Below are 18,775 nucleotides of genomic sequence, written 5' to 3'. Positions count from 1 at the left end.
GGACCCGGAGGACCCGATGGTCGCACCACCGCACACCCCCCGTCCCCTGTTGACGGTCGACGACCTCGTCGTCTCGTTCGACGGCCCGCTCGGCGCCTACCGGGCGCTCAACGGCGTCTCGTTCGCCGTCGGCAGGGGCGAGACACTGGCGATCCTCGGGGAGTCCGGGTCCGGTAAGTCGGTCACCGTCCGCGCGGTCATGGCGCTGCTGCCCCGGCACAGCGCGACGATCGAACGCGGCACGATCCGCTACGACGGCGAGGAGATCTCCGCGCTGCCGGTACGGCGTACCCGCGAGTTGTCCGCCACCGAGATGGCGATGGTCTTCCAGGACTCGCTGACCGCGCTCAACCCGGTGGTCCGGGTCGGCCAGCAGATCGCCGAACTGTTCCGGGTCCGGCAGCGCACCTCACGCCGGGAGGCCTGGCGGCGGGCCGTCGCCGGCCTGGAACGGGTCGGCATCCCGAACGCCGCCCGCCGGGCGCACGACTACCCCCACCAGTTCTCCGGCGGGATGCGCCAGCGGGTGGTGATCGCGATGGCCCTCGCCCTGCGCCCCCGGCTGCTCATCGCCGACGAGCCGACCACCGCGCTGGACGTGACCGTGCAGGCGCAGATCATGGACCTGCTCCGGGAACTCCGCGAGGCCGACGGGATGTCGATGATCCTCATCACCCACGACCTCGGGGTGGTCGCCGACGTGGCCGACCGGGTCGCCGTCATGTACGCCGGCACGGTCGTCGAGTCGGGGCCGCTGCGCACCGTGTACGACGCACCCGCCCACCCGTACACCCGGGGGTTGATGGCGTCGATCCCGGCCCCCGACCGCCCCGGCGAACGGCTGACACCGATCGAGGGAATGCCACCGTCGCCGCTGGCGACACCGGCCGGCTGCCCCTTCCACCCCCGGTGTCCCCTCGCCCGCAGCGCCTGCCGCACCGACCGGCCGACCCTGCGCACCGTCGCCGCCGGCCACCAGGCGGCCTGCCACTACGCCGAGGAGGTGATGGCCGGTGTCGACGTCGCCGACGCGGCTTGAGGTCCGCCAGCTACGGGTCAGCTATCCCACCCACGGTGGCCCGCTGCGCCGATCGGCGGCCGTGCACGCCGTGGAACGGCTCAGCCTCACCGTCACCACCGGCCGCACCCTCGGCCTGGTCGGCGAGTCCGGCTGTGGCAAGTCCACCCTGGCCCGGGCCATCGTCGGCCTGCGCCGACCGACCGGCGGCGAGATCTGGTACGCCGGCGAACGGGTCGACCACGCCGACGCGGCCCGCCGACGCCGGCTGACCGCCGAGATCCAGATGGTCTACCAGGACCCGTACTCGTCGTTGAACCCGCGCAAGAAGGTGTCCTTCATCGTCACCGAAGGATGGCGGGTCCACCGCGGCTCCGTCCCCCGCGACCAGTGGCCGGCCCGCACCGCCGACCTGCTGGCCCGGGTCGGTCTCGCCGCCGAACTCGCCGACCGGTATCCCCACCAGTTGTCCGGCGGCCAGCGCCAGCGGGTCGGCATCGCCCGCGCCCTGGCCATGTCGCCCCGGATCCTGGTCTGCGACGAGCCGGTCAGCGCGCTGGACGTGTCCGTCCAGGCACAGACCCTCAACCTCCTCGCCGACCTGCGGGCCGACCTGGGGCTGGGCTACCTGTTCATCGCGCACGACCTGTCGGTGGTCCGGCACATCAGCGACGACCTCGCGGTGATGTACCTGGGCCGGATCGTGGAGACCGGACCGGCGGCGACGGTGTACGACACCCCGGCCCACCCGTACACCCGGGCGCTGATCTCGGCGGCCCCGGTGCCCCGCCCCTGGGCGACGCCGCCGGCCGAACGCATCCTGCTCACCGGCGAGGTGCCGTCCCCGGCCTCGCCACCGTCCGGCTGCCGCTTCCGCACCCGGTGCCGACTCGCCCAGCCACGCTGCGCCGAGGTCGAACCGGAGCTGCGGACGGTCGCCGGACGCGAGGTCGCCTGCCACTACGCCGAGTCCAGCCTCGCCGACACTCCACCGTCGACCACGGCGGTGACCCGGTGAACGGCGCCGAACCCGTCCGCGTCGGGGTCGACCTGGGCCAGGGCGGCTGCCGCGCGGTGGCCCGGCACGGCCGCTCGACCGGGCACGCCGAGACCCCCGGCTTCTGGACCGGCGACGCCGACACCCGGATCGCCGACGCGGTGGCCGGCGCGCTGGCCGACCTGGGCACACCCGGCCCCGACACCTCGGTGCTGGTCGGCGTCGGCATGACCGGACTCAACGGCCGGCCGCCGGCGACCGACGCCCTGCAGGCCCGGCTGCGCGCCCTCGGTCGACCCGGGCGGCTGCGGGTCGCCGACGACAGCGTGACCGCGTACCTCGGCGCGCTCGGCCCGGTCCCCGGCGCGGTCGTCGCCGCCGGCACCGGCGCGGTGGTCCTCGCCGCCGACGCCGCCGGCCGGACCGCCCGCTCCGACGGCTGGGGCGCCGACCTCGGCGACCGGGGCTCGGGACACTGGATCGGCCGGACCGCCATCCGGACCGCCCTGCGCGACCGGGACCGGGCCGCACCCGGCCGACTCGCCGACGCGGTGACCGCCGTCTGGGGGCCGGTCGAGACGCTGCCGGCCCGCTGGCGGGCCGATCCACCGACCCCGGAACGGATCGCGGGCTTCGCCACCACGGTCGCCGACCTGGCCCGCGCCGGTGACGACGCCGCCGCACGGATCTGGCGCCGGGCCGGCGAACTGCTCGCCGAATCCGTGGTCGGGGCGCTGTTCCGGGTCGGCCTCGAGGCGACCCCGGTCCCGGTCGCCGGCACCGGCGGGGTCTTCCGGGCCACCGACCTGCTGTGGCCGCCGTTCACCGCGGCGCTGCGGGCCGCAGCGCCCGCGGCACAGCCGGTTCCGGCCGCCGGCGACCCGCTCGCCGGGGCGCTGGCCCTGGCCGACGGGCCGCCCGGCCCCGGTCCGTTCCCCGGACTCACCGTCCAGATCGACTTCGACGCAAAGGCAGAACACCGATGAACGTGGCCGAAGCCATCCGTGGACGCCTGGTCGTGTCCTGCCAGGCCCAGGGCCGCAGCCCGTTCCGGGACACCGGACACATGATGGCGATGGCGGCCGCAGCCGTGCTCGGCGGCGCCGCCGGCCTGCGCGGGCAGGGCGTGGACCACGTGCGGGGCATGGTCGGCCTCGGGGTGCCGGTGGTCGGACTGGTCAAGCGGCACACCCCCGGCAGCCCGGTCTACATCACCCCGACCGAGGCCGACGTGGCCGCGCTGACCGGTGCCGGGGCGCAGATCGTCGCGGCCGACGCCACCGGCCGTCCCCGGCCCGGCGGGGAGAAGCTGTCCGACCTCGTCGCGGCGACCCACGCCGCCGGGGCGCTGTTCATGGCCGACGTGGACAGCGTGGACACGGCCATGGCCGCCGTGGACGCCGGCGCCGACCTGGTCGGCACCACGCTGTCCGGATACGTCACCGGCCCCGTCCCCGACGGACCGGACATCGCCCTGGTGGGGAAGCTGAGTCGACATTGTCCGGTTCCGGTCATCGCGGAGGGGCGATACCGTACCCGTACCCAGGTCTCGGCGGCGTTCGACGAGGGTGCATGGGCAGTCGTCGTCGGCACCGCCATCTCGGACCCGGTCAACACCACGCGCAGGTTCGCGCAGGCCTGCCCGCATCCCCGGTTGGACTCGTGATGACCACCAAACTGAGCCAGATCCGTACCGAACTCCGGCACCGCGTCGCGGCACTGCCGGCGCACTCGGCCCTGCCCCGCGAGCGGGACCTCGCCGAGGAACTCGGCGTGAGCCGGACGACGCTGCGCCAGGCGCTGCGCGAACTGCTCGACGCCGGCCTGGTCTACACCATCCGGGGGCAGGGCACCTTCGTCTCCGACACCCGGATCGCCAAGGGCACCAGCCTCAGCGGGTTCACCGAGGACATGCTGGCCCGGGGCCTGCTGCCGAGCAGCAAACTGATCGTCGCGGACGCGATGGTCGCCCGCGACGCGGACGCCTCGGAACTCGGCCTGCCCGAGGGGTCACTGCTCTACCGGGTGGAACGGCTCCGGCTCGCCGACGGCGCACCGATGTGCCTCGAAGAGGTGCACCTGCCGGCCGACCTGTTCCCCGGCCTGCTGGTCGAGAACCTCGACACCGGGCTCTACGGGATCATGAAGGACCGCTACCACGTCCAGGTCACCGTGGCCCAGCAGATGATCGCCGCCGTCGTGCCCACCCCCCGGCAGTGCGACCTGCTGGAGATCCCGCCCTCGGCGGCGCTGCTGGAGGTCCGCCGGATCGGCTACGACGGACGCGGCCGGGCCGTCGAACGAGCGGTGTCGCTCTACCGGGGCGACCGCTACCACTTCTCCCTGACCGCACGACGAGGCGAGGCGGACTGATGCGTACCACCCCGACGGAGCAGCACACCGACGTCCTGGTGGTCGGCGGGGGCGTGGGCGGGATCGCCGCCGCGTTGGCCGCCTGCGAGGGCGGCGCCCGGGTCGTCGTGGTCGAGCCGTACGGGTGGATCGGGGGACAGCTCACCTCGCAGGCGGTGCCGCCGGACGAGCACCCCTGGATCGAGACGCACGGCTCGACGGCCAGCTACCGCCGGTTCCGGCAGGCGGTACGCGACCACTACCGGACCTGGTACCCGCTGACGTCCGACGGGTCCGGCCGGCCGCTCAACCCGGGCAACGGCTGGGTCAGCCCGCTGTGTCACGAACCCCGGGCCGCACTGGCCGCACTCCAGGCCATGATCGCCCCCTGGCGGGCGGCGGGGCGGCTGACCGTGCACACCCGGGCGCAGGTCGAACGGGCGCACACCGACGGGGACACGCTGACCGCCCTGACCGTCCGGCTCGCCGACGGCACGCTGCGTCACCTCGGGGCCAGCCTCGTCCTGGAGGCGAGCGAGACCGGTGAACTGCTGGCCCTGGCCGGCATCGAACACCGCACCGGCACCGAGTCACAGGCGCAGACCGGCGAACCGAGCGCCCCGGACCGGCCCGCGCCGCTGAACATGCAGGCGGCCACCGTCTGCTTCGCCCTCGAACACGTCGACGGCGACCACACGGTGGACCGGCCGGCCGACTACGACCACTGGCGGACCCGGACCGCACCCGGCTGGCCGGGCCCCCTGTTCAGCTGGACCTATCCCGATCCGCGCACCGGTCGGGCGGTCACCGGCCGGTTCACCCCCAACCCCCGGTCGACGGCGAACTCGATGGAGGAGGGCCTGATCGCGCCGGAGTTGTGGACGTACCGGCGGATCCTCGACCGGCAGGCGTTCCGGCCCGGCCTGTTCCCCAGCGACGTGACGGTGGTCAACTGGCCGATGAACGACTACCTGGACGGGCCGCTGTTCGGCGTGCCGGATGCCGAGCGGCACGTCCGGCGGGCCAGGCGGGCCAGTCAGGCTTTTCTGTACTGGCTGCAGACCGAGGCACCCCGCCCGGACGGCGGCACCGGCTTCCCCGGCCTGCGGCTGCGCCCCGACGTGACCGGCACCGACGACGGCTTCGCGCAGGCGCCGTACATCCGGGAGGCCCGCCGGCTGGTGGCGGTGACCACGCCGACCGAGCAGGACCTGTCGGTCGCGGTGCGGGGCGCCGCCGGTGCGGTCCACTATCCCGACACGGTCGGCACCGGTCACTACCGGATCGACCTGCACCCGACGACCGGCGGTGACGGATACCTCGACGTGGCGGCGCACCCGTTCGAGATCCCGCTGGGGGCGTTGCTACCCGAGCGGGTCACCAACGTGATCGCCGCCGGCAAGGCCGTCGGCACCACCCACATCACCAACGGCTGCTACCGGGTGCACCCGGCCGAGTGGTCGATCGGAGAGGCTGCCGGCGCGCTGGCCGCCTACTGCCTGGACCGCCAGACATCGCCGCACGGGGTCCGGGCCAGCGCGAAACTGCTGGAGGAATTCCAGTCCGAACTGGCCCGGCGGGGGGTCGACCTGCGCTGGCGGACGACCATGGCGACGGCCCCGGGTCCGGCCGGAGGCGACGCACTGCCGAGCTGAGTCCGACGGGCGGGCGCCGACGTCGGCCCGCGAAGCGCTGCCGTCGGGCGTGGGCGGGCGTGGGCGCGTCAGTGGGGCACGTCGGCCGGGAACTCCTCGACGCCCAGTACGCGTAGCAGCTCGAGTCTCTCCCGGGACTCGGCGTCGGCCGGGGTCAGCACCAGCAGCAGCTGGCCGAGGTCGGGGGTGACCAGGGTTTCGCAGTCCATCGTGATGCGGCCCACACGCGGGTGCCTGAACGTCTTGCGGTCGGCCCGGCGTACCGCCACCTCGTGCTCGGCCCACAGCCGCCGGAAGTCGTCGCTGGCCGCCCGTAACCGTTCGATCAGGCCGGTCACGGTCGGGTCGCCGGCCCGCCGGCCGGCCACCGCGCGCAGGTCGGCGACCTGCTGGCGGGCGTGCCGTCGCCACTCCTCGGGACCATGGAGGTCGCGGATGGTCGGGTCGGTGAAGGTGCGGTAGGCGACGTAGCGGCGGTCACCGGTCAGCCCGGTGTGGTCGCCGGTGAGCAGGATCGACATGCGGTTCTGCGCCAGCACCTCGCTGAGGTCGGACAGGACCATGGCGGGGGTGTCGCCGACCAGGTCGAGCAGGCGGACCAGGCCGGCCCGGGCCAGGCGGGCGACACCCTCGGCGGGTGGTGGCTGGTGACCGGCCAGGTGGAACAGGTGGCTCCGCTCGTCGTCGGTCAGGCGCAGTGCCCGGGCCAGGGCGCCGAGCAGCTGGGTCGACGGCTGGCTGCTCCGGCCCTGTTCGAGGCGGACGACGTAGTCGACGGACATGCCGGCGAGCAGGGCGACCTCCTCGCGACGCAGGCCGGCGGTGCGGCGGCGGGGGCCGTCGGGGATGCCGACCTCGGCGGGGCGGATGGCCTCGCGCCGACGCCGCAGGAAGTCGGCGAGCTGCTCACGCTGCATGCCTCCATGCTGCCCCGGGGCCGGGCACCGAGCCAGGGATTGGCGCTCCCACGACAAGCGCTCCGCTGCCGGCGGGCCGGGAAGCGGAGCAGGGTGGAGCCGGGATCGACCGACGAGGGAGAGTTTCGATGCAGACACGCACGCTGGGCAGCACAGGTCCGACCGTTTCCGCGGTGGGGCTGGGGGCGATGGGCATGTCGGGCGCGTACGGCCAGGCCGATCGTGGGGAGAGCATCGCCACGGTGCGGGCCGCGCTGGACGCGGGGGTCACGCTGGTCGACACCGGCGACTTCTACGGCATGGGGCACAACGAGCTGCTGTTGTCGGAGGCGTTGCGGGGACGCGACCGGGACAGCTATCTGCTGAGCGTGAAGTTCGGGCAACAGGTGGGGCCGGGCATGAAGTTCGCCGGGCAGGACTCCCGCCCGGATTCGGTGCGCAACTTCCTGAACTACTCGCTGACCCGGCTCGGCGTCGACCACGTGGACATCTACCGGCCGGCCCGGCTCGACCGGTCGGTGCCGGTCGAGGACACGATCGGCGCGATCAAGGACATGATCGACGCCGGTTACGTGCGGTACGTGGGGCTCTCCGAGGTCGACGCGGAGACCGTCCGCCGGGCGCACGCCGTACACCCGATCGCTGATCTCCAGATCGAGTACTCGCTGCTGTCGCGGGCGGTCGAGGCCGAGGTGCTGCCCACGCTGCGGGAGCTGGGCATCGGGCTGACCGCGTACGGGGTGCTGGGCCGTGGTCTGCTCTCGGGGAACTGGGTGCCGGGGCGGGCGGACGATCCGCGTAACCACGCCCCCCGCTTCGCGGCCGAGAACGGGGCGCACAACCTCGCCCTGGCGGAGGCGTTGCGCCGGGTCGCCGACGCGAAGGGGTGCACGGTGGCGCAGCTGGCGATCGCGTGGGTGGCGGCGCAGGACCCGTCCATCGTCCCGCTGGTCGGTGCGCGTACCCGGCAGCGGCTGGCCGAGGCGTTGCCGGCGCTGGCGGTGACGCTGTCGGCCGCCGATCTCGACGAGATCGAGGCGGCCGTGCCGAAGGGCGCCGCGCGCGGTGACCGCTACCCGGCGGCGTTCATGGCGAGCCTCGGCGTCGGCAACTAGGGCCTCGGCGTGAGCGGGTGACCCGGGGGGCGGGTCGGGACCGTGGCCGGTGTGTCGGTCGCGCCGGCGGGGTGTCCTGCCCGGGTGGGTGCGGTGGTCACCGCCACCGCGTCCCGTGGCCGGGCAGGACACCGTGGCCGGTCCCGACGCTCACGGTGGTGCCGTGACCGGCGGTGATGCCGTGTTCAGCCGCGAAGGCCAGCAGTTCGGCGGTGTGCCTGGTGCCGCCGGTGCCCGATGAGCTGAGCTTCTTGCGGCCGGAGCTCAGCTCCATGAGGTTCACTGTCGTCGGCATGGGGAAGCCGAGCACGCTGAGGGTGCCGTCGAGAGTCAGCAGCCGCAGCAGCGGCGACAGGTCGTGCGGGCCGGAGATGGTGTCCAGGATCAGGTCGAAACGGCTGGCGGCCCGCGCGAGCTGGGCGTCGTCGGTCGTGACGAGCAGATCGGCGGCGCCGAGTTTCCGGGCGTCGTCGACCTTGCCCGGGGTACGGCTCAAGACGGTGACCTCGGCACCGAGTGCGGCAGCGAGCTTGACACCCAGATGGCCGAGGCCACCGAGGCCGGCGACCGCCACCCGGCTGCCGGAGCCGATTCCCGCCCCGCACAGCGGCTCCCACATGGTGATGCCGGCGCACATCAGCGGGCCGCACCGGCCGGGTCGAGGCCGGCGGGCAGCCGGTGGGCGGCCGCGTGCGCCCGGGCGACCCCTTCGACCTGTTCATCCTGGTCCTCAGCATGGCGTTCTCCTGGTCGGCGGCGAGCATCGTCCACGCCGCGACCGCCGACGAGCCCGACGAGGACCACGAGCGGCGGCGCAGACTCCTGGCCGAATGCGTCCGGGGCGATCTCCCCGAGCCCGGCGCCCACGGACTGACCCCGGCAGCAGAACGCCCGGGAGGTGGCACCCGGTCGGCCGACCGGCACGCCTGCCGACCGACCGGGTGACACAGGCGGGACAGGCCCCTGCGGCACCCGGTCGGCGGGACGATCACGCCGTCGACCCGGCCACCACGGGACTGTCCACTGCGCGCACCGCCGGACCGGCGTCACGCAGACACCAGAGGCGACGGACCAACGCGACCGCCCCCAGCACACAGCTGACGAGGCACAGCAGCGTCAGCAGCGGCAGCAGCCAGGCGAAGACGATCCAGTACGCGAAGCCGAACGTCGCGCCGAACAGCAGAATCGGCAGCAGCGCGGGCAGTGTGGCGCCCAGCACCGTCGCCAGAGCAAGGGGCACGAGTCGCAGCACCAGCAGCGGTCGCCGCGCCGTGCGGCGTCGCACGGCCCAGCGGCGCGCCCGGACGGCCGCGGTGACCAGCAGCGCCGCCAGCACCACCGTGAGCCCGAGCAGGACCGCGTTCACGGTGTCGAGCGGATTGCTCATCGGCTTCGTCGGTGTCCCGAACCGTTCGGCGAGGAGGTTGGCCGAGAGTTCGCCGGGGGCGCCGACACCGTTGGTCAGGACGACGGCAGCCTCACCCGTCGAGGGCGAGAAGACCATGTCCCCGGTCCACGTCGCCAGGGTGCCGCCGTGGCCGATCATCGGCGGTACGCCCGAGGTGCCCGGGCGGGCCTGCCAGCCCAGGGCGTAGTCGCCGGCCCCGGGCTGGACGGTGTGCAGCTCGGCCAGGGAGGCGGCGCTCAGCAGGCCGGCACCGGGGCCGCCCTGGTTGAACCGCAGCCACCGCACCATGTCGTCCAGGGACGAGATCACCCCGCCGTTGCCGGCACACATCCCCGGCATCTCCGGCACCGCAAGGGCGAACCCGAGAACGACCTGATACCCGGACGGCAGCCCCTCGGCACCGTCCGAACACCCCGGCGTCGAGCGGGTACTGGTCATCCCCAGCGGGGTGAACAGCTCGGCACGCAGGAAGTCGTCGAAGGGCCTGCCCGACACCACCTCGATGATCCTCGCCGCGATCGTGTAGTTGGTGTTCTGGTACACCGGTCGGCTGCCCGGACCGGCGGCCAGGGTCTCGTCGGCCAGCCGGGCCACGGCCTCCCGCGCGTCGCGCGGCGGCGGGAACGGGTACTCGTCGTTCGTGCTGCTCGACAGGCCCGAGGTGTGGCTGAGCACATGCCGCACGGTGATCGCGGTGAAGCGCGGATCAGCCATCCGGAAGTCGGGAAGGATCGTGACGATCGGGTCGTCCAGGGCGACGCGGCCCCGGTCGACCAGCAGCATCACCGCCGCCGCCGTCATCGACTTGCTCATCGAGCCGATCCGGAACAGCGTGCCCGTCGTCACCGGGTCGCCGTCCCCGTCCCGGCCCCGGACGGTCGTCTCGACCGACGCCCCGTCGATCACGGCCGCCGCGACCCCCGGCGGCGCGTAGGCGGAACGGTAGTCGTCGACCGGCCCTCCACCGGTGGCGTGGGCCGGCACCGCCGGGCCGAGCAGGACGGTGAGGAGCACACCGGCGACGGCGGTCAGGCAGGTCAACCAGGGAAAACGCAGAGGTAGGAAGGTCACGACGTCGAACCTAGGCAGCCCCCCGGCGGCGGTCATCACACCACGGGGTGAGGTGGCACCACCCGGCGGAGTGAGACCTCAGCCGGGCAGATCGTGCCGACCGACCAGCCCGTTCTCGTACGCGTGGATCACCACGTGCACGCGGTCCCGCAGGCCCAGCTTCTGCAACACGGACCTGACGTGCGACTTCACCGTGTTCTCACTCAGCACCAGTTCCGCGCAGATCTCGCCGTTGGACCGGCCGCGGGCGAGCAGGCCGAAGATCTCGACCTCGCGCGGGGTGAGGCCGTCCAGCGCCCCCGCCCTGCGCGTCGGCGCCTGCCGTACGAGATCGAGGACCGTCGCAGCCACCCCCGGGGCCAGCGCCGACGTCCCGGAGGCCACGTCACACACCGCCTGCGCCAGGGCGGTGGGCCGGACGTCCTTGGTCAGGTAGCCGCTCGCGCCGGCCCGGATCGCGGCCACGACCAGGTCGTCATCGTCGAACGTCGTCAGCATGAGCACCCGGGTCGCCGGGGCGATCCTGACGATCTCCGCCGTGGCGGCGACCCCGTCCATGCCCGGCATGCGGATGTCCATCAGCACGACGTCGAGACGGTGCCGCCGGACGACCTCGATCGCGTCCCTGCCGTTCGCGACGTCGTGGGTGACCTCGATGCGTTCGTCGACCGACAGGACAGTCCGCAGAGAGGCCCGCAACAGTTCCTGATCGTCGACGAGCATCACCCGGATCGCGGTCATGCCCCCTCCTTCGTGGGCAGCCGCGCCCGCAGCACCCATCCGTCGTCCCCCTGGGTGATCGACAGGCTGCCGCCGGCGGTACGCACCCGTTCCCCGACACCCAGCAGGCCGGTGCCCCGACTGCCGGTGCCGCGCCGCACCGTACCGCCGTCGTCGCGCACCTCCACCTCCAGCTCGGCCGGGGTCCACCGGAGGCGCACGGTCACCGCGACCGGCGGTTCGAGGTGGCGCAGCGCGTTGGTGACGCCCTCCTGCACGGTACGGACCGCCGCCACCTCGGCGCTCAGGCTCAGCGGCCGACGTCGGCCCACTTGCGTGAACGTCACCGCGTGCAGCGGGCTGGCCGCCGCGGCCACCAGGTCGGCGATGGCATCCAACGAGATCGGCACCTGCCCGCGCCGGGCACCGGCGTCCGGTGCCGTGGCCGGCCCCAGGGTGGCCAGCATCGCTCGCAGGCCCTGGTGGGCGTCCCGGCCCGTCTCGGCGATGTCGCCCAGTTCGCGGCGGGTCGCCGGGTCCGCCGTCGTCACCGCTGCGGCCTCGATCCGCGCGACCATGACGGTGACGGTGTGAGCGATCACGTCGTGCAGGTCGCGGCGGATGCTGGCCCGTTCGTCCGCGACCGCCACGGCCAGCCGTTCGCTCTCGGCCCGCCGGCCCGCCTCGTGCCGCCGACGCACCAGCACGGCCGCACCCCAGACACCGCCGACCACGGCCACCAACAGCCCGCCCTCGACCAGGAGGGTCCATCCCGGGATCCCGGGGGGCAGCCGGCTCCACGCCACCGCCTCGGTGACGACGATCCCGAGTACGGCGACAGCCAGCGCGACCACCGAGGATCTGACCGGGACAAGGCCGGTCAGCCGCCACAACGTGAAGGGGAAACACAGGGCCGACGGCAGCAGGATCGCCGACCAGCCCGGGAAGGAGATCGTCGCCAGGACGAGCATGCCCAGCGCGCCGGTCGCGTACCCCACCCACGGTCGCCGACGGGACACTACCGCTGCCCGGTGGAGCAGGACGGCAGCGCCCGCCGCGGCGAGGATCTGCCCCGGGTGCGCGCCGTAGTACCGGTTACCCACCAGGGCGAGCACGGTCAGGACGGCCAGGACCGCATGCGCCGCCACCGTCGTCGCCGGCGAGGTGCCCCGGCGTGGGGAGACTGTCACAGTGGTCGCCTCCCGGTGGGTTCGTGCCGCGAGCCGTGCCCGTCACGGCGTGCCACAGGATAGCCAGGCGGGCGGTGCCCGGGGCCTGTTCTCGCGTACGCAGGTCATCGGGCGAGCCGATCCGGCGGCGGGCGTCGGCCCCCGGGACCGCCGGTCGGGGATAGCCGACGGCGAGGGCACGGCGACAGCCACGAGGCGCAGGTGGCGGGCTCACCAGTGCACCGCGACCCGGGCGGGCCGTCCTGACAGGAACCTCACGGACGCTCCGGATCCTGCACCGGTTGCCAGCGGATCTCCACGACGCCAGGTTGACCGTGCACGCCAGGGCCACCAGCCCCATTCCGATCGCCCCCGGCGATCTGATCTTCAGCGAGTACGACCTCGACCGTACGGTGACCGCGGCCCGGCTCGACCGGCACGGGAACATCGTGCTCGACCTGAGCCACGGCGAAGGCCAACTCGGCGGCGGCACCCTCGGCTACATCCTGAGCAAGGGCCGCAACGCCCGAAGCGTCCAGCCCGCCCCGGCCGGCGGCCGCTGATCCTCTGGCTGCACGGCGCCGGCGAGGGCGCCTCCCTGCCCGACGGCTACTACGACACCCCGACCTGGCTGGTCACCTCGCGCGACGACGACACCGTGCCACCCGAGACCAACACGGTCCACGCCCACCACCTCATCCGGGATCACTGGTCACCCGCTACGACCACGTCGTCGGGAACGGTTACCAGTTCCCCGGTCACTTCTCCTGGATCTACGTGGCCCGCAACGACCCGAGCCACCAGGGCACCCACCTCTGGCAGTGGATGGCCCGACAGCGTCGGTGATCCGCCGCGTCCGCACACGCGGACCCGCCACCCCGTCCGGTTCCAGCCTCGACTATTCCTCTCCGGCGGGACCGAGTACCCGGCGCACGGCGTCACGCAGCCACTGGTGGGCACCGTCGACGCTGTGGCGTGGGTGCCAGGCCATACCGATCGTCAGCGGTGGCAGTGGCAGTGGGATCTCCAACAGGCGCAGCCCCAGCGCGTACGCCGCGTCGCTGAGCCGCGACGAGGGCTCGCCCGGCAGTGCGGTCGGCACCAGGCAGACCACGTCCTCGGCTGCGGCCATCAGCATCGCGGCCAGGTGGCCGGGCAGCACGGCGCCGACCCGCCGGGTGAGCCCCTGCGCGGCCAGGGCCGTGTCCAGCGGCCCGGTGAAGCGTCCGCGGCGGCTGACCGCCACGTGCTCGGCCGCAGCGAGCCTGGCGGCCGTCAGCGCTCCTTCGGTGAGCGGGTGTCCAGCCCTGACGCCGGCCGCCATCCGTAGGGTGACCAGTTCCTCGACGTGAGTCTCCGGGTCGACGTGGTCGATGGCCCCGATCTCCAGGTCGATCCGTCCGTCACGCAGCGCGGGGCCAGCCTCCCACTCCTCGGCCAGCACCCGCAGCGACACGCCCGGCGCCCGGCGTCGGGCGAGCCGGAGCAGACCGGGCGCGAACGCGGCGCCGACCAGGTCCGCGGCCTGGACGGTGAAGGTGCGCCGCAGTGCCGCGGGGTCGATCCCGCCGCTCGGGGCGAGTAACGCCTCCAGCCGGCGCACCACCGCGGCAGCCTCGTCCCGCAGTGCCTCGGCGCGCGGAGTGGGCACCATCGTCTGCCCGGCCCGCACCAGTAGTGGATCTCGGAGCACCCGGCGCAGCCGGGCCAGGCTACGGCTCATCGCCGCGGGCGACGTCTGCAGCCGTGCGGCGGCGCGGGTGACACTCTGCTCGGTCAGTAGGGCGTCGAGAGCGACGGCGAGGTTGGCATCGAGGTTCGAGGCTGGGCTACCCACACACTCATTCCACTTCAGGCAATGATCGGATGCTGAAGTTCCCATTGTGGCAATGCGATGCCTGTCAGCACGATGAAGGAGTCCCGTCGATCCGACAATCGAGGTTTCATGATCGTCATCACCGGTCCCACCGGGAACATCGGGCGGCAGCTGCTGTCGCTACTGATCGAGGACGCGACCGCAGGTCGTGAGGAGTTGCGTGTCGTCGTCCGGGATCCGGCCCGACTACCTGAGGGCGTCCGTGGACGGGTCGAGGTGGTCGTCGGCTCACACGGCGACGCCGCGACCGTCGAGCGTGCCCTCGCCGGGGCGGACGCCGTCTTCTGGCTGGTACCGCCGGACGCCTCCGTCCCGCCCGACGAAGCCTACAGCGGCTTCACCCGCCCGGCCACGCGGGCTTTCGCCGCTCACGGCGTCGGCCATGTCGTCGGCATCTCGGCGCTCGGCCGTGGCACCCCGCAGGCCGCCCGGGCCGGGCTGGTCACCGCCTCCCTGGCCATGGACGACCTGATCGCCGGTTCCGGCGTCGCCTACCGCGCCCTGGCCTGCCCGTCCTTCTTCGAGAACCTGCTGGAGGAGGTCGACACGATCCGCGACGACGGCGTCTTCACCGACACCGTCGCCGCGGCCCGTCCGGCCCCCATGGTGGCCGTCGCCGACATCGCCGCCGCTGCGGCCGCGCTGCTGCTGGACCGCTCCTGGACCGGCGTGGGCGAGGTCCCTGTGCTCGGTCCGCAGGACCTCTCCCCCGACGACCTGGCCCGCATCATGACCGAGGAACTGGGCCGTCCGGTCCGCTACCAGCGCCAGTCGCTCGACGAACTGCGCTCCACCATGCTCGGCTACGGCCTCAACGAGGCGTTCGTCGAGGCCATGGTCGACATGAAACGCGCCAAGGACGAGGGCCTGGACTCGGGCATCGCCCGCTCACCGCAGGCGTGGCCGGCGACCGCGTTCGCGCAGTGGTGCGCCCAGACGCTCCGACCCGCCGTCCTCGGCACGCAGGAGACCGTCGATGCCCGCTGACCGGACCGAGCCGCCGGTCACCGCTTTCATGCTGGTCAAAACCACGCCCGAATGGCTGGCGATGACCGTGGCCGAACGGGTCACGGCCTTCACCACCCACGTTCTCCCCGTCATCCAGGCCCGCACCCGCGGTGTCCGCTCCCGCTTCTACGACACGGAGTTCTACTCGGCGCGGGTCACCGACATCTGGGTCTGGGAGGCGGACGACCACGACGCCTACCGCCTGCTGATCGACGCCTTGCGCGAGACCCCCTTCTGGGACCGCTACTTCCAGGTCGTCGACCTGTTGGTGGGCACCGAGAACGGCTACGCCCGCACCTACGGCCTGAAGCCGCTGGCCACCCTGGCCACCTGACGCTCCACCAGACCGGCCGGTGGCGCCGTCGGACGACGGCGGCACCGGCTCGGCGGAGGGCGGTCCACCCGGTACGTCATCGTGGATGGTCTCGTCACCGCCGATCGTCGGGCTCCCCGGCAAGTGCCTGGACGTCCGCAACGCCGCCACCGCCGACGGCCAGGCGGTCCACCTCTGGACCTGTCTGTCCGCCGCCAACCAGAAATGGACCCTGCCCTGACCAGATAGGCGGACCAGCCGTGCCCCCGCTACCGCACCGGCAGCGGGGGCACGTCCGCGTCTTCGGTCGTCGGGTGCCCCCATCGGTTACCGACACTACTGACGTACCGCCGGCGCGCCGATCAGGACGTGGTATCGATGGTGTCCACGTCGAATCTGCACGGCGTCTCAACGCGGCAGGTGAAGAAGCTGGTCGAGCAGCCCAGGATCGGGGTGGTGCCGGCGCTGCCGGACGCATTACCTGCGCAACCCGCTGACCAATGTCCCACATCCGCGCAGCCGTGGATCGTCAGCCTCCGTACCCGCTTGCCCACCCGCCTCCGCCTATTGCATTCACGGGAGCAAGAGGGCTATATTCATAGCAGCCGCTCAATCGAGGCTTACACGGGGGAAAGGCAGCACGATGGAAACAAGAGCGCCGTGGATCACCGGTGCCAAAAAGTCAATGCAGGTGGCGTTGCTAGTCGGCATGACCATCGCCACTAGCCTCACGGTCGCCACGAACCCTGCTCAGGCAAGGGCTCAGAGCTGCCAGTCCGCTAGCGTCTCGGCGATTCTGGATTACCGCGACGGCACCCAGTCCACGTTCAGCTGCACTGGGACATACTATCCTTTCAACAAGGACGCGGCCAACTTCAGAAGCCGTGGATGGTCAGGCTACATCACTTACAGCACTGGTAGGCAGGACACGTTCTGCAACAACGACAACTTCTGGTACCCGGACTACGCCAGGGTGACCAAGCTGGTGCTTTCGCCAACCAAACTCTGCTAAGGCAAATCACGCCTTTCGCGGAATCCTATCGCCAATAATAGCGGCCCTAGTCCTTCGACTAGGGCCGCTATGCTACACAGCCGAGATGTGCCCGTACAGGCTCTCGTGACATCCCCAGGGGCGCGGGCAGATTCAACCCGGCCGACGCCTTGTGGGACTCGACACCTACGACCGACAGGCCGGGGCCGCACCCGTCGGGTAATCGACGCCCCTTCAGCCCATGGTCCCCACCCTGTCAGACCCTCGGATGGGGACCATGCTCCCAAGCAGTTCAGGTGTCACTTGGCGTTGAACTGGCCCCTGGCGTCGGGCGAACCGGGCAAAGGGTGCTCATTTCCTGTCTGAGCTGCACGAACACTTGGCATCGATCGCCACCATTGGGCATCAACGGTCGACGTTCCACGGCCTGGCGACGGCCTGACTCCTTGACCCCCAGGCAACCAACACGGTTCGCTGACCTGCCTCGCCAGTTATGCCGAGCTGCAGAGGCTTTCCATGAAAGTCCGTAGACGTCCACCGCCGCTCGCGCTCATCGTCACTCAGTTAGTCACTCACCTCCGTGAACCTCCCACGGGGCCATTACGCGCACAATCTGCTTCGCATTAAATATCATCGTATTTGGTTCCAGTGGAGCGAGCGTCATCCCAGCCTTATCTGAAGAAAAACCGCCAGGAAAAACAGTTTCCTTATCGTATGCGGAAAGCCGAAAGTCACACGGCCCGTAAAAGGTCGCCGAGGAAATGTCAGTTCCCCGTAAGCTCGCCTGCGCGAAATTCGTTCCGTCTAACTCCGCACCCGAAAAGCTCACGCCATCCAAGAATGCGCCAGAGAAATCGACTCCAGTTGCTCGCACGCGGGCCATACTTGATCCTCGGAAATCTACATGTTGGAATTTTGCGTGGTTAAGGTCCGACCCTGTTAGGTCGCCAGAAACGCCCGTCGACTCGTCGGTTAAGACATCCCGAAGCCAGCAGAGATGCATCTCGGCTGAGTCGAAGTGCGCCCCGCGAAGGTCGACCTCCTGCAAAGAAGCCCTGTTGAGCTTAGCTTCGTAGGCAGTGACACGAGCTAAACTTGATGAATCGAAATCTATGTCACTGAAGTCTCCGCCATTGAGAGACGCTTGGCGGAGGTCCGACTCCGCCAGAGATAGCCTGATGTCGGAGCCTCCAGAATTTAACCTTCCTATAACATCAAGGGCAAGCTGAATGTCAGGGCTGCGAGTCTGCATGGGCGGCACGTCATCGATGTCCGCAGACTCGATGTATTGCCCGGGGAGCTTGGGCGGCCAAGGTGACCGGGTACGTACGTAAGCCGCGAGAACTTCCAAAACGGCTCTTGTATCTTCCGGGGAAGCCCTAACGAGGCGCTCAAGGGTGAACATGGCCCCGATTCGAACATTGAGGTTATCGTGACCAAGATATTCGAAGGATCGATAAAGCCGTCCTGCAAGCTGCTCGTCCCGCGTGATTTCCACCTGGTGTTGTTGCAACAACAACTGATGCCCTGCATTTAAGACTTGACGCCAGGCAAAATAAGCAGTAGCGAGAAACAGAGTTCCAGCGATTGCTGACGCAAGCGTCTTCCTGATGTCATTTTGCAGGGCAACGCGTTGCGCAAAGTCCGCCACATCATTGCGGCCCACCATGTACGGTGGCAGAACGATAACTATCGTCAAAGAGATGGCAAACCCGCACATTGCTAGAAGTAAGGCGATAATCGACGGCCTAGCAATTACCCTCGGCTTATTTTCGCGGATTTTCTGATAGCTCTGCTTAGCGAGCGTCCAAAGGCTTGCCACCCGAACACCATAGAGCTACGTTCGGCCCCAGTCGACCTCCACTGCCATCCCGTCTGCCGTCGACCCGCCCTGCTGGGGAGCGGGCCGCCGCCTGGCCCGCCACGTCAAGACGGCCTTGACGGCTCGTACGGACGCTGGCGGGTCGGGCGGTGGTCTGCTCGGCTCGCCCGGGTCGACGGTGGGCGGGATGGCTCCCCACCGCCACCACCCACGGACCGCAAGCCGCCGACGGACCCCCGGCCATCCTGGAGCCGGAGCGCCCCCGCCGGAGGCGCAGTAACCGCAACCCCGCCCACCACCCGGCAACCGCCGACGGGCCTGGCGTGCGCTCCCCTACGCCGCG

General features: G+C 71.3%; 18 protein-coding genes and 1 pseudogene. 12 read left to right on the top strand and 7 right to left on the bottom strand.

The features are described from left to right. The first annotated feature begins 16 nt into the window (after positions 1 to 16). Genes GA0070623_RS01805 through GA0070623_RS01780 form a run of 6 tightly spaced genes read left to right on the top strand, consistent with a single transcriptional unit; the run spans position 17 to position 6,022 of the window. Positions 17 to 1,039, top strand: coding sequence for an ABC transporter ATP-binding protein (locus GA0070623_RS01805; RefSeq protein WP_067309945.1), 1,023 nt, complete (start codon positions 17 to 19; stop codon positions 1,037 to 1,039). Beyond that, complete coding sequence (locus GA0070623_RS01800; RefSeq protein WP_067309948.1) at positions 1,014 to 2,036, top strand: ABC transporter ATP-binding protein; 1,023 nt, start codon at positions 1,014 to 1,016, stop codon at positions 2,034 to 2,036. Before GA0070623_RS01805 ends, GA0070623_RS01800 begins: the two co-directional genes overlap by 26 nt. After that, entirely contained in the window at positions 2,033 to 3,001 is a 969-nt protein-coding gene (locus tag GA0070623_RS01795) for an N-acetylglucosamine kinase (protein ID WP_067309951.1), read from the top strand. Before GA0070623_RS01800 ends, GA0070623_RS01795 begins: the two co-directional genes overlap by 4 nt. After that, a complete protein-coding gene (locus tag GA0070623_RS01790; RefSeq protein WP_067309954.1) occupies positions 2,998 to 3,681 on the top strand; it encodes an N-acetylmannosamine-6-phosphate 2-epimerase in 684 nt (227 codons plus the stop codon). Before GA0070623_RS01795 ends, GA0070623_RS01790 begins: the two co-directional genes overlap by 4 nt. After that, positions 3,681 to 4,388, top strand: a complete 708-nt coding sequence (locus GA0070623_RS31305; RefSeq protein ID WP_067309956.1) for a GntR family transcriptional regulator — start codon at positions 3,681 to 3,683, stop codon at positions 4,386 to 4,388. The genes GA0070623_RS01790 and GA0070623_RS31305 overlap by 1 nt, the downstream gene beginning before the upstream one ends. Continuing rightward, positions 4,388 to 6,022: an FAD-dependent oxidoreductase gene (locus GA0070623_RS01780; protein ID WP_067309959.1), complete on the top strand. Its 1,635-nt coding sequence runs from the start codon at positions 4,388 to 4,390 to the stop codon at positions 6,020 to 6,022. Before GA0070623_RS31305 ends, GA0070623_RS01780 begins: the two co-directional genes overlap by 1 nt. A gap of 68 nt (positions 6,023 to 6,090) precedes the next feature. On the opposite strand, the gene GA0070623_RS01775 is transcribed toward GA0070623_RS01780, so the two are convergent. Next, positions 6,091 to 6,939: a helix-turn-helix transcriptional regulator gene (locus GA0070623_RS01775; protein WP_067309962.1), complete on the bottom strand. Its 849-nt coding sequence runs from the start codon at positions 6,937 to 6,939 to the stop codon at positions 6,091 to 6,093. Between the two features lie 128 nt (positions 6,940 to 7,067). Here GA0070623_RS01775 and GA0070623_RS01770 point away from each other — a divergent pair, with 128 nt between their 5' ends. Further along, positions 7,068 to 8,054, top strand: coding sequence for an aldo/keto reductase (locus tag GA0070623_RS01770; protein ID WP_067309965.1), 987 nt, complete (start codon positions 7,068 to 7,070; stop codon positions 8,052 to 8,054). Positions 8,055 to 8,151: 97 nt separating this feature from the next. Here GA0070623_RS01770 and GA0070623_RS01765 read toward each other — a convergent pair whose 3' ends face one another. After that, on the bottom strand, positions 8,152 to 8,691 hold the full coding sequence (locus GA0070623_RS01765; protein ID WP_157746944.1) for a zinc-binding dehydrogenase: 540 nt from the start codon (positions 8,689 to 8,691) through the stop codon (positions 8,152 to 8,154). Positions 8,692 to 8,744: 53 nt separating this feature from the next. On the opposite strand from GA0070623_RS01765, the gene GA0070623_RS01760 reads away from it, so the two are divergent. Beyond that, positions 8,745 to 8,999: a hypothetical protein gene (locus GA0070623_RS01760; protein ID WP_157517677.1), complete on the top strand. Its 255-nt coding sequence runs from the start codon at positions 8,745 to 8,747 to the stop codon at positions 8,997 to 8,999. A 43-nt stretch (positions 9,000 to 9,042) separates the two neighbouring features. Here the strand turns inward: GA0070623_RS01760 and GA0070623_RS01755 are convergent, their stop codons facing one another. The 3 genes from GA0070623_RS01755 to GA0070623_RS01745 form a co-directional block, all read right to left on the bottom strand. Continuing rightward, entirely contained in the window at positions 9,043 to 10,533 is a 1,491-nt protein-coding gene (locus GA0070623_RS01755; protein ID WP_067315524.1) for a serine hydrolase domain-containing protein, read from the bottom strand. Between the two features lie 78 nt (positions 10,534 to 10,611). After that, complete coding sequence (locus tag GA0070623_RS01750) at positions 10,612 to 11,274, bottom strand: response regulator (RefSeq protein WP_089003862.1); 663 nt, start codon at positions 11,272 to 11,274, stop codon at positions 10,612 to 10,614. Beyond that, a complete protein-coding gene (locus GA0070623_RS01745; RefSeq protein WP_067315517.1) occupies positions 11,271 to 12,443 on the bottom strand; it encodes a sensor histidine kinase in 1,173 nt (390 codons plus the stop codon). Before GA0070623_RS01745 ends, GA0070623_RS01750 begins: the two co-directional genes overlap by 4 nt. Positions 12,444 to 12,724: 281 nt before the next feature. On the opposite strand from GA0070623_RS01745, the gene GA0070623_RS30515 reads away from it, so the two are divergent. Continuing rightward, entirely contained in the window at positions 12,725 to 12,985 is a 261-nt protein-coding gene (locus GA0070623_RS30515; protein ID WP_197700028.1) for a hypothetical protein, read from the top strand. A 335-nt stretch (positions 12,986 to 13,320) separates the two neighbouring features. On the opposite strand, the gene GA0070623_RS01735 is transcribed toward GA0070623_RS30515, so the two are convergent. Then, positions 13,321 to 14,259 carry a LysR family transcriptional regulator gene (locus GA0070623_RS01735; protein ID WP_231932619.1) on the bottom strand — a complete coding sequence of 313 codons (939 nt, stop codon included), beginning with the start codon at positions 14,257 to 14,259 and terminating at the stop codon, positions 13,321 to 13,323. 108 nt (positions 14,260 to 14,367) lie between these two features. On the opposite strand from GA0070623_RS01735, the gene GA0070623_RS01730 reads away from it, so the two are divergent. The 3 genes and pseudogenes from GA0070623_RS01730 to GA0070623_RS01720 all read left to right on the top strand — a co-directional run. Continuing rightward, entirely contained in the window at positions 14,368 to 15,285 is a 918-nt protein-coding gene (locus GA0070623_RS01730) for an NAD(P)H-binding protein (protein WP_067305582.1), read from the top strand. Next, complete coding sequence (locus tag GA0070623_RS01725; RefSeq protein WP_067305580.1) at positions 15,275 to 15,640, top strand: darcynin family protein; 366 nt, start codon at positions 15,275 to 15,277, stop codon at positions 15,638 to 15,640. Before GA0070623_RS01730 ends, GA0070623_RS01725 begins: the two co-directional genes overlap by 11 nt. Positions 15,641 to 15,755: 115 nt before the next feature. Next, positions 15,756 to 15,860: pseudogene (locus GA0070623_RS01720) on the top strand (RICIN domain-containing protein); the annotation flags it as partial. Between the two features lie 1,318 nt (positions 15,861 to 17,178). Here the strand turns inward: GA0070623_RS01720 and GA0070623_RS01710 are convergent. Continuing rightward, positions 17,179 to 18,432: a pentapeptide repeat-containing protein gene (locus GA0070623_RS01710; protein ID WP_157517495.1), complete on the bottom strand. Its 1,254-nt coding sequence runs from the start codon at positions 18,430 to 18,432 to the stop codon at positions 17,179 to 17,181. Positions 18,433 to 18,775: the final 343 nt, after the last annotated feature.

It is taken from the genome of Micromonospora rifamycinica (genome assembly GCF_900090265.1).
In the GTDB taxonomy this organism is placed as follows: Bacteria; Actinomycetota; Actinomycetes; order Mycobacteriales; family Micromonosporaceae; genus Micromonospora; species Micromonospora rifamycinica.
This window is presented reverse-complemented; position numbering and strand designations above follow the sequence as displayed.